The sequence below is a fragment of the Nocardioides sp. NPDC047086 genome, from assembly GCF_040643685.1.
GTDB lineage: Bacteria > Actinomycetota > Actinomycetes > Propionibacteriales > Nocardioidaceae > Nocardioides.
On record NZ_JBEYUV010000051.1, the window covers coordinates 20,762 to 30,577 of the forward strand.

Here is a 9,816-nt window from a genome sequence, read left to right on the forward strand (position 1 = left end):
GGGGATGCCCGAGGGGCACACCCTCCACCGTCTCGCGCTCGATCTGAGCGACGCCTTCGCCGGCCAGCAGGTCCGGGTCAGCAGCCCGCAGGGCCGCTTCGCCGACTCGGCCGCGCTCCTCGACGGCCACGTCCTCACCGGCGCCGAGGCGTGGGGCAAGCAACTGTTCCTCGAGTTCCCGGGGGAGCAGTACGTCCACATCCACCTAGGCCTCTACGGCAAGCTCGACCTGAGGCCGTACGCGGCAGAGCCGCCGCTTCCGGTCGGCCAGGTCCGACTCCGCCTGACCGGCAGCGACACCTACGCCGACCTGCGTGGCGCCAACACGTGCAACCTGGTCACCGCGGCCCAGCGAGACGCGGTCGTCGCGAAGCTCGGCCCGGACCCGTTGCGTGACGACGCCGACCCTAGCCGGGCCTGGCTGCGGATCAGTCGGAGCCGTACGAGCATCGGCGCGCTGCTGATGGACCAGAGCGTCCTGGCGGGGGTGGGCAACGTCTACCGGGCCGAGGTGCTCTTCCGGCACCGGATCGACCCGATGCGCCCGGGCAACACCCTGCGCCGACAGCAGTGGGAAGCCATCTGGAACGACCTGGTCGAGCTCATGAAGATCGGCGTCCAGAGGAACCGCATCGACACCGTCCGCGACGAGCACACCCCCGAGGCGATGGGTCGCCCGCCGCGCAAGGACGACCACGGCGGCGAGGTCTACGTCTACCGGCGCAACGGGCAGCCGTGCCTGGTGTGCGGCACGAGCGTACGCACCACCGAGCTGCAGCAGCGCAACCTGTTCTGGTGCCCGAAGTGCCAGCGCACCTACCGGCCCCGGACGACCGTAAAGAAGTAGCCCGCACTACTCTCCGGCCTGCGAGAACGACCACGCAGCCCCCACCTCGAGACCTAGAGTGAGGCCATGTCGAGCCATGCCTTCGCAGACCGCTTGCGGAGCAACGCGATCCGCCGCAGGTTCCGTGACCCGGAGCTGCGAGCGGTGCTGTGGCTCGGGCTGCTCACTATCGTCCTGACGGTCCTCGCGGCGGCTCAGACGGGCTGGCTGCAGGTGGTCCCGGTGGCGGTCCTGACGGTGCCGCTGCTGCTCGGAGCGGTGCTGCTGGGGCCACGTACGCTCAGCTGGTTCGTCGTCTTCGTGATGGTGATGATCGTGGTCGCTGCCAGCCGGCTCACACTCTCCGACCGGGACGCCGCCGCCATCGGTGTGCACTTCCTGCTCGGCGCGATCGTGCTGTTCGTCGCGATGCGTCGCACCTACCTCGGGGTGGGTGGGCTGAGCGACGAGCTGATGCTGCTGGACCTGACCCACAAGCTCGACCAGGGCGCGATCCCCCCGATGCCGCACGGCTGGCTCGCAGACTCGGCGGTCCTGCCGGCCGGCGGCACCCGGTTCGCCGGCGACTTCGTGGTGGCCGCGCGCGCGGACGACCGGCTGGAGATCGTCGTCGTCGACGTCTCCGGCAAGGGGGAGCGCGCGGGCACCAGAGCGCTACAGCTGTCCGGTGCGTTCGGCGGTCTCCTCGGCGCTGTGTCACCGGCCGAGTTCCTGCCCGCGGCCAACCGCTACCTGCTCCGCCAGGACTGGGCGGAGGGCTTCGCGACCGCCGTCTACCTCTCGATCGACCTCACCAACGGTGCGTACGAGATCCGTACGGCCGGCCACCCGCCCGCGCTGCTGCGCCGTGCCGCGACCGGCCGCTGGGAGGAGGCCGAGAGCAACGGCCCGGTGCTGGGGCTCATCGATGACGTCGAGTTCGACGCCTGCGAGGGAGTGCTCGGGGTGGGCGACATGGTGATGCTCTACACCGACGGCGTCGTGGAGGCACGAGGCGTCGACCTCGAGCACGGCATCGGCAACCTGGTCGCCACCGCCGACCATCTCGCCGTCACCGGACGAGGTGGGGGAGCGCGCCGGCTGCTCGAGGGACTGAGCCCCAGCTCCGACGATCGCGCGCTCGTTGCTGTCGGAAGGCGCTGACCGAACGGACCGTGCGAGACCGGTCGAACTGGTCGGTAGGGGAGCCGGTTACAGGTGTGAGCCAGATCTATGGCAGGATTTCGCAGGTCGCACGAGGGCGCTGGCTCTCGCGTGCGCGGATGTAGCTCAATGGTAGAGCCTCAGTCTTCCAAACTGATTACGCGGGTTCGATTCCCGTCATCCGCTCCAAGTGCCATTCCCGCTGATTGGGGAGGGGCCCTTGACGGGGCGTAGCGTAGTGGCTAGCGCGCCTGCTTTGGGAGCAGGAGACCGCAGGTTCGAGTCCTGTCGCCCCGACATCTCTCCCGTAGTTCCATAGCCCTGCACGCGACATCATTCTCAGAAACAAACGACAGGAGACACCCTGTGAAGAGCGCCGTCGAGACGTTGAGCCCGACCCGGGCCAAGCTGACCGTCGAGGTGCCCTTCGAGGAGCTCAAGCCGAGCCTCGACGCGGCGTACAAGCAGATCGCCAAGCAGATCAACGTCCCCGGCTTCCGCCGGGGCAAGGTCCCGCCCCAGGTGATCGACAAGCAGGTCGGCCGCGGCGCGGTGCTCTCCGAGGCGGTCAACAACGTCCTCCCGCAGATGTACTTCGACGCCCTCCAGGAGAACTCGCTCGAGCCGCTCGCGCAGCCCGAGATCGAGGTCACCAAGCTCGAGGACAACGAGGCGCTGGAGTTCACCGCCGAGGTCGACGTCAAGCCCGAGATCACGCTGCCCGACTACGAGGGCATCGAGGCCAAGGTCGACGACATCGAGCTCACCGACGCTGACGTCGAGGAGCAGATCCAGGCGATGCGCGAGCGCTTCGGCACCCTCAAGGACGTCGAGCGCCCCGCCGCTGACGGTGACTTCGTGGTCATCGACCTGAAGGCCACCAAGGACGGCGAGGACGTCGAGGGCGCCGAGGCCGTTGGGATGAGCTACCAGGTCGGCAAGGGCGGCATGCTCGACGGTCTGGACGAGGCCATCACCGGTCTGTCCGCCGGCGACTCCACCGACTTCAAGAGCACCCTCGTGGGCGGTGAGCTGATCGGCCAGGAGGTCGACGTCAACGTCACCGTCAACCAGGTGCAGGAGCAGGAGCTCCCGGCCTACGACGACGACTTCGCCCAGCTCGCCAGCGAGTTCGACACCGTCAAGGAGCTCGAGGAGGACGTCCGCGGCCGCCTCGGCAACGGCAAGCGCCTCGAGCAGGCCGCCGCCGCCCGTGACGCCGTCCTCGAGGCGCTCCTGGAGCAGATCGAGATCCCGCTTCCGGAGAGCATCGTCACCGACGAGCTCAACGCGCGCCGCGAGGGCATCGAGCAGCAGCTCGGCTTCGCCGGCCTCACCTTCGAGAAGTACCTCGAGGACGAGGAGCAGACGATCGAGGAGTTCGAGGCCGACCTCGAGCGCCGCGTTCGTGACGCCGTCGCCGCCCAGCTGATCCTCGACCAGATCGCCAAGGAGAAGGAGATCGGGGTCGAGCAGCAGGAGCTGACCGAGCACATGATGCGCCGTGCGCAGCAGTCCGGTCAGGACCCGCAGGAGTTCGTCAACCACATGCTCGAGCACAACCACGTGCCGGAGCTGGTCCAGGAGATCCTGCGCGGCAAGGCGCTCGCCCAGCTTGTCGAGGCCGCCAAGGTCACCGACGAGTCCGGCAACCACGTCGAGCTGAAGAACCTGCGCCCCGACGGCACCATCGGTGAGGACGAGCCCGAGGCCGAGGCCCCCGAGGCCCCCGAGGAGAGCGAGAAGGCTGACGCCTGATCACCCTCAGACGTACGTGACAGCGCCCCTGCCTCGCGGCAGGGGCGCTGTCGTTTTCGGGTGAGTCGGCGCTACTGGGCGTCGAAGTTGTCCGTCGGGTCGCCCGAGACCTCCAGGTGCTTGGCCGCACAGTCGGTCTTCGACAGGCCCTGCTCGACGCACCACTCCAGCGCGGGTGTGGAGGTGTCGCTGGGATAGGGCACCACGACGGCGTACATCCCCGACTTCACGTACGAGCTCGGCCACTCGCCGGTGTCGAGGAGCAGCGCGTCGGGGTGGTCGGTCTTGATCTTCTGGTAGCGGCTCAGCGCCTGGTGCCAGTCGGCGTCGCCGCCGTCCCCGGCGCCGACCGCCGCCAGCTGCGGGATCCAGGTGCCGATGAGCTCGGTGGCCGCCTCGGTGTCGAGGCGGGAGATGCGGAGCAGCTGGTTCTCCGGCGGGGCATGCGGGTCGACGGAGGGCTCGGTCGAGGGCGTCTTCGCGCTGGGGCCGGCCGAGGGCTCCGGCTCCGCCTTGGACTGCAGGGGTCCGGTCCCGTCCTTGCCGAAGATGAATCCCAGCACGCCGGCGACGAGCACCAGCACCACGATCATCACCAGGATCGGGGCGGTGCGGCCCCTCCGTCGCGGGGGAGGTGGCGAAGCGGCGTCGTCGAAGAAGTACCCCCGCGGCGTGCGCGGAGCGGCCGCCTCGTCGCCGAGCTCGTCCACGAAGAGCGGGCGGTGTCGCTCCGGGGGAGCCAGGAGCGGGGTGCCGCAGCCGATGCAGTAGATGGCCCCGGGCAGCAGCGCATCGCCGCACGACAGACAGTGTGTTTCCTTATCGTCGCTCACGCCCGGACACCCCCCTTCCCCATCCGACGGTAACCCGTGAAGGCCGCTGTCGTCACGCAACATCAGTAACAACAGCATCACGGACACCATAAGTGTGAGTGAACGCAAACGAACGGAATGCGGTCGCCGCGGTGTGATCTGAGACACAGACGGGCCGGCCAGTGGTCACAGGTGATCCTGTTGGCGCAGCGTAGGCCCTACGCTGCCAGCGTGACCTCCAGTCCTGAGACCGTCCGCGCCGTGGTCCTCAACGTCGAGGACGCCCCGGTGGACCCCGACGCCGAGGCACAGCTCGACCGCGGTCAGGGCAAGGTGGCCGGACTCGTCGGTCTGGCGAAGCTCGCCTGGCGCATCACCGCCTTCGCCCGTCGGCCGTTCGCGGCCCCGTTCGTCCTCGCGACGCCGATCATCCGCGGCGTCGTCAACACCGACTCCGGGCCCGCTGTCGCGGTCCGGCACCAGGGCCGCACGGTCGGGCCGAAGGAGTGGGCCGCCGCGCAGCGGAAGGTCGGGACGAGCCCGCGGGTCCTGGTCCTGATCCCGCCGGCGGGCAAGGACGAGACGGTCTGGGACGAGGGTTCTCAGGCGACCGGCGCGACGTACGCCGACCGGCTCGCCGAGCTGCTCGGCTGGATGCCGCTGCACATGCACGTCTCGGCCGGCAGCAGGTCGGTGCCCGCCGCGGTGGCGCTCAGCAGCCGGATCCAGGAGTGCGTCGACGCCCTCGCGGCCGAGTCGCACCTCGATGCGGCCGGCTCGCCGCGCATCGTCCTGGTCGGCTACGCCGGTGGTGGTCTGATCGCCCGCAACGCGCTCGGGGTGGCCACCTCCGGGGCGCGGCCGTGGAAGACGTACGTCTCCGAGCTGATCGCCCTCGGCACGGCGCCCTACGCGGTCACCTCCGCCCCGATCTCGGGTGGGGTCGGCAAGCAGCTCGACGAGCACCTCGCCGGGATCGCGGTCGTCGGGGCCGACGAGGCGATGCTCCCGCCGCGACCGGACGTGGACTATCTGCTGGTCACCGACAAGGCGACCTCGCGCCCCAACCGGGTCGGGCGACTCTTCGGGGAGATGCTGTGGTGGCGGCACAAGACGCCGCTGCGGTCGCGACGGGTGCGCGACCTGTTCCCGACGGCGGAGCGCTTCACGCTCTCGACCGCCGAGACGCCGTTGTCGAACCATCCGGCGGTGCACGACGCCCTGCTGCGCTGGCTGGCGTAGCCGCAGGAATCGCGGCGTCGCCCGGATTGCGCCGCGATCGCCATTAGTTCTGCCGTCGGCGAACAATGGCACACCAGCCGTGGAACAACTGGATGTGGCGGCTAGTGTCGATCCTGTGAACATCGACTCCAGCGCGGCTGACGCTCATGCCGGTGCCCCAGGGCTCTCCCCGAGCCTGGGCGGCAACGGCGGCGGTCTGAGCCTTCTCGACGACAACATCTACAACCGACTGCTGCGGGAGCGCATCGTCTTCCTCGGCTCCGAGGTCCGCGACCAGAACGCGAATGCGATCTGCGCGCAGCTCCTGCTGCTCTCCGCGGAAGACCCCGAGGCCGACATCTTCCTTCACATCAACTCGCCCGGTGGCTCGGTGGATGCCGGTATGGCCATCTACGACACGATGAACTACATCCCCAACGACGTGGCGACCGTCGGCATGGGCCTGGCCGCCTCGATGGGCCAGTTCCTGCTCTGCGCCGGTGCGAAGGGCAAGCGCTACGCGCTGCCGCACGCGCGGATCATGATGCACCAGCCCTCCTCGGGCATGGGCGGCTCGGCCTCCGACATCAAGATCCAGGCCCAGCAGTCCCTGCACATCAAGAAGGTGCTGCTGGAGCTGATCAGCGAGCACACCGGCCAGACCGTCGACCAGGTGACGGTCGATGCCGACCGCGACCGCTGGTTCACCGCTGCCGAGGCGCTCGACTACGGCCTGGTCGACCAGGTCATCAAGAGCGCCAAGGAAGCCTCCGACGAGGGCCGCCCCGCCCACAAGAAGGACTGAGGACATGAACTACTACATCCCGCAGTGGGAGGAGCGTACGTCCTACGGCGTCCGCCGGATCGACCCCTACGCCAAGCTCTTCGAGGACCGGATCATCTACCTGGGCACCCCGATCAGCGACGATGTCGCCAACGCGGTCATCGCCCAGCTGCTCTGCCTGCAGTCGATGAACCCGGACCAGGACATCTCGATCTACATCAACAGCCCCGGTGGCTCGTTCACGGCCTGCACCGCGATCTACGACACGATGCAGTTCATCAAGCCGGACGTGCAGACCGTCTGCATCGGCCAGGCCGCCTCGGCCGCCGCGATCCTGCTCGGCGCGGGTGCCCACGGCAAGCGGATGGCCCTGCCGAACAGCCGCATCCTGATCCACCAGCCCTACACCGAGGGCACCTTCGGCCAGACCTCCGACATCGAGATCCAGGCCAACGAGATCCTGCGGATGCGTGAGCTGCTCGAGAAGATGATCGCCGACCACAGCGGCAAGTCGATGGACGAGGTCAGCCACGACATCGAGCGCGACAAGATCCTCACCGCCGCCCAGGCGGTCGAGTACGGCCTGATCGACTCGGTGCTCGAGTCGCTCAAGACGCCGCAGCTCGTTTGACCATCGGACCCCGCGCCGCTCCCACATCGAAGGCGCGGCGCGGGGTACCGTCAGTAATTATTCGGACCTAGCAGCACAAGTCGGGGAAGGAAGGCCACTCGTGGCACGCATCGGCGACGGAGGTGACCTGCTGAAGTGCTCCTTCTGCGGGAAGAGCCAGAAGCAGGTCAAGAAGCTCATCGCGGGTCCCGGCGTCTACATCTGCGACGAGTGCATCGACCTCTGCAACGAGATCATCGAGGAGGAGCTCAACGAGGGCTCCGAGGTGGAGATCGCCGACCTCCCCAAGCCGAAGGAGATCTTCGACTTCCTCAACTCCTACGTCATCGGCCAGGAGCAGGCGAAGAAGTCGCTCGCGGTCGCGGTCTACAACCACTACAAGCGCGTCCAGGCCGGCCTGCAGCCCGGTGGCCCGCAGGGCCCCGGCAAGCACGCCAAGGAGGAGCAGGTCGAGGTCGCCAAGTCCAACATCTTGGTGATCGGTCCGACCGGCTGCGGCAAGACCTACCTGGCGCAGACGCTGGCGCGGATGCTCAACGTGCCGTTCGCGATCGCGGACGCCACCGCGCTGACCGAGGCCGGCTATGTCGGTGAGGACGTCGAGAACATCCTCCTCAAGCTGATCCAGGCCGCCGACTACGACGTCAAGAAGGCCGAGACCGGCATCATCTACATCGACGAGATCGACAAGGTGGCCCGCAAGGCGGAGAACCCCTCGATCACGCGCGACGTCTCCGGCGAGGGCGTGCAGCAGGCGCTGCTGAAGATCATCGAGGGCACCACCGCCTCGGTGCCGCCGCAGGGCGGCCGCAAGCACCCGCACCAGGAGTTCATCCAGATCGACACCACCAACATCCTCTTCGTGGTGGGTGGCGCGTTCGCCGGTCTGGAGCACATCATCGAACAGCGGGTCGGCAAGAAGACCCTCGGTTTCACCGCCGAGGTTCGCGGCAAGGCCGAGAAGGAGTCCGAGGACCTGCTGAAGCTGGTGCGTCCCGAGGACCTCACCAAGTTCGGGCTGATCCCGGAGTTCATCGGCCGGCTGCCGCTGATCGCCAGCGTCGAGAAGCTCGACCAGGCCGCGCTGGTCAAGATCCTGACCGAGCCGCGCAACGCGCTGGTGAAGCAGTACCAGAAGCTCTTCGACCTCGATGGCGTCGACCTCGAGTTCACCGAGGACGCCGTCACCGCCATCGCCGACAAGGCCCTCGAGCGGGGCACCGGCGCCCGTGGCCTGCGGGCGATCATCGAGGAGGTCCTCCTCTACGTGATGTACGACGTACCCTCCCGTGGCGACGTCGGCAAGGTGATCGTGACCCGCGAGGTGGTCGACGACGGCGAGATGCCGACCCTGGTTCCTCGCGAGAAGGAAACCAAGAAGAAATCCGCGTAGTCCCTTTGGGTCATTTTCGCCGCCCGGGTCCGTAAAGACCCGGGCGGTCCGACACAATACGCACTGATGATCATCTGTACCTTTCCAGCTCCGTCACTCGGTAGGGAAGTGGGCACGTGAGGTTCCAGAGGGGCCCGGTGATGGCCTACGCCGCCGTAGTGCTCATCGGCCTGCTCGTGGTCATCCAGACCCTCAGCCCGGATGTCTCCGCGCTGCACCGGGTGCCGCGTACGCTCTCGGGCCAGGCCGACTTCACCGTGATCCCGCCGGCGCCGTCTCCCGACGTCTCCGGGGTGTCGACGATCCCCAGTGCCACGCCCGACGCGGACCGGGGGAGCGACCGGGAGGAGTCCCCCGAGCGGGAGAGCCGCGGGGACGAGAAGCCCGATACGGCGCCGTCCGCGCCCGCCGAGCAACCCGACGCACCGCAGCCCTCCGAGGAGCCCACGACGCCCGCCGAGCCCGGCGAGGACGAGGGCGACAGCAAGCCGCCCACGCTGGTCCCGTCCGTGGGGCCGATCCCGGGGATCATGGCGCCGTTGCTGTGGCCGTTCGTCGCTGAGGAGGACGCCCGCCCCGTCGACGAGGCCGTGCCGATGTTCCTGCGGCAGCTGATCGCGGCCGACGCCGGCGTCCCGGTCGAGGACCTTCCGCTGGAAGAGCCGAAGAAGGACCGAGAGAAGGATGAGGCGCCCGAAGGGACGAAGGAGCCCGACACCGAGGCGACCAAGCAGGAGTCCGAGGCCGAACGGGTCATCCAGGATGCCTGCGAGCTCACCGCCGCGATCGCCGAGGACGTGAAGACACTGCCGGGAGCGAGCAACGATCCCGACCCGAAGGGCACGCCCGAGTGTGGTGAGGCGTGCGCTGAGCCGAAGACCCCGGTAGGGTCGTCGCCCGCAGCCGAACCCGAGGCCACCACCGAATCCGCTGAGCCGTCCGACGATGAGGCGACGGAAGCACCGGAGCCGGAGCAGGAGCCGAAGGAAGGCAGCAAGGACGACCAGACTTGTGCCGAGAAGTCGGTGCAGTAGGGATCACTCCGAGGCGACCCGCACCACGCCAGAGTGACCGGCCGAGCGAGTCCCCCCGGGCGCTTGGCCGGAGTGAGGGACGGAGCAGGCCCCGGACCGCATCGCAGGTTGTGCGGAGGGATGTTGGTCGCCATCCCGACCGCGATACCGGCCGAGCCGTTGACCAGCAGGTTCGGGAAGCGCGCGGGCAGGA

At 68.5% G+C, this 9,816-nt stretch carries 9 protein-coding genes, 2 tRNA genes and 1 pseudogene; 10 read left to right on the forward strand and 2 right to left on the reverse strand.

The annotated features are described in order from the left end of the window. Positions 1–4: 4 nt before the first annotated feature. From ABZ796_RS25340 to tig, 5 genes are all read left to right on the forward strand, one after another. The gene (locus tag ABZ796_RS25340) at positions 5–847 is read left to right on the forward strand and encodes a DNA-formamidopyrimidine glycosylase family protein (protein WP_357340747.1); all 843 of its coding nucleotides are present in this window, start codon (positions 5–7) and stop codon (positions 845–847) included. A gap of 66 nt (positions 848–913) precedes the next feature. Continuing rightward, positions 914–1,990 carry a PP2C family protein-serine/threonine phosphatase gene (locus ABZ796_RS25345; protein WP_357340749.1) on the forward strand — a complete coding sequence of 359 codons (1,077 nt, stop codon included), beginning with the start codon at positions 914–916 and terminating at the stop codon, positions 1,988–1,990. Positions 1,991–2,105: 115 nt separating this feature from the next. Next, a tRNA-Gly gene (locus ABZ796_RS25350) sits at positions 2,106–2,179 on the forward strand. Positions 2,180–2,214: 35 nt separating this feature from the next. Then, positions 2,215–2,287: transfer RNA gene (locus ABZ796_RS25355), tRNA-Pro, on the forward strand. A gap of 69 nt (positions 2,288–2,356) precedes the next feature. Beyond that, entirely contained in the window at positions 2,357–3,748 is a 1,392-nt protein-coding gene (gene tig / locus ABZ796_RS25360; protein ID WP_357340750.1) for a trigger factor, read from the forward strand. A 71-nt stretch (positions 3,749–3,819) separates the two neighbouring features. On the opposite strand, the gene ABZ796_RS25365 is transcribed toward tig, so the two are convergent. Next, the gene (locus tag ABZ796_RS25365; RefSeq protein WP_357340751.1) at positions 3,820–4,581 is read right to left on the reverse strand and encodes a hypothetical protein; all 762 of its coding nucleotides are present in this window, start codon (positions 4,579–4,581) and stop codon (positions 3,820–3,822) included. Positions 4,582–4,791: 210 nt separating this feature from the next. On the opposite strand from ABZ796_RS25365, the gene ABZ796_RS25370 reads away from it, so the two are divergent. From ABZ796_RS25370 to ABZ796_RS25390, 5 genes are all read left to right on the forward strand, one after another. After that, positions 4,792–5,802 carry a hypothetical protein gene (locus ABZ796_RS25370; protein ID WP_357340752.1) on the forward strand — a complete coding sequence of 337 codons (1,011 nt, stop codon included), beginning with the start codon at positions 4,792–4,794 and terminating at the stop codon, positions 5,800–5,802. Positions 5,803–5,977: 175 nt separating this feature from the next. Continuing rightward, the gene (locus ABZ796_RS25375) at positions 5,978–6,586 is read left to right on the forward strand and encodes an ATP-dependent Clp protease proteolytic subunit (RefSeq protein ID WP_350716455.1); all 609 of its coding nucleotides are present in this window, start codon (positions 5,978–5,980) and stop codon (positions 6,584–6,586) included. A gap of 4 nt (positions 6,587–6,590) precedes the next feature. Further along, a complete protein-coding gene (locus ABZ796_RS25380) occupies positions 6,591–7,196 on the forward strand; it encodes an ATP-dependent Clp protease proteolytic subunit (protein WP_355231559.1) in 606 nt (201 codons plus the stop codon). A gap of 100 nt (positions 7,197–7,296) precedes the next feature. Beyond that, a complete protein-coding gene (gene clpX / locus ABZ796_RS25385) occupies positions 7,297–8,589 on the forward strand; it encodes an ATP-dependent Clp protease ATP-binding subunit ClpX (RefSeq protein WP_357340754.1) in 1,293 nt (430 codons plus the stop codon). Positions 8,590–8,705: 116 nt separating this feature from the next. Continuing rightward, complete coding sequence (locus ABZ796_RS25390; protein ID WP_357340755.1) at positions 8,706–9,623, forward strand: hypothetical protein; 918 nt, start codon at positions 8,706–8,708, stop codon at positions 9,621–9,623. 113 nt (positions 9,624–9,736) lie between these two features. Here ABZ796_RS25390 and ABZ796_RS25395 read toward each other — a convergent pair. Next, positions 9,737–9,814, reverse strand: a pseudogene (locus tag ABZ796_RS25395) (DNA gyrase subunit A); the annotation flags it as partial. Positions 9,815–9,816: the final 2 nt, after the last annotated feature.

What these genes read in the sequence shown, in the direction of transcription:
- ABZ796_RS25380 (WP_355231559.1), top strand. Translation starts at nt 6,591, where the DNA reads ATGAACTACTACATCCCGCAGTGGGAGGAGCGTACGTCCTACGGCGTC.
- ABZ796_RS25340 (WP_357340747.1), top strand. Translation starts at nt 5, where the DNA reads ATGCCCGAGGGGCACACCCTCCACCGTCTCGCGCTCGATCTGAGCGAC.
- ABZ796_RS25345 (WP_357340749.1), top strand. Translation starts at nt 914, where the DNA reads ATGTCGAGCCATGCCTTCGCAGACCGCTTGCGGAGCAACGCGATCCGC.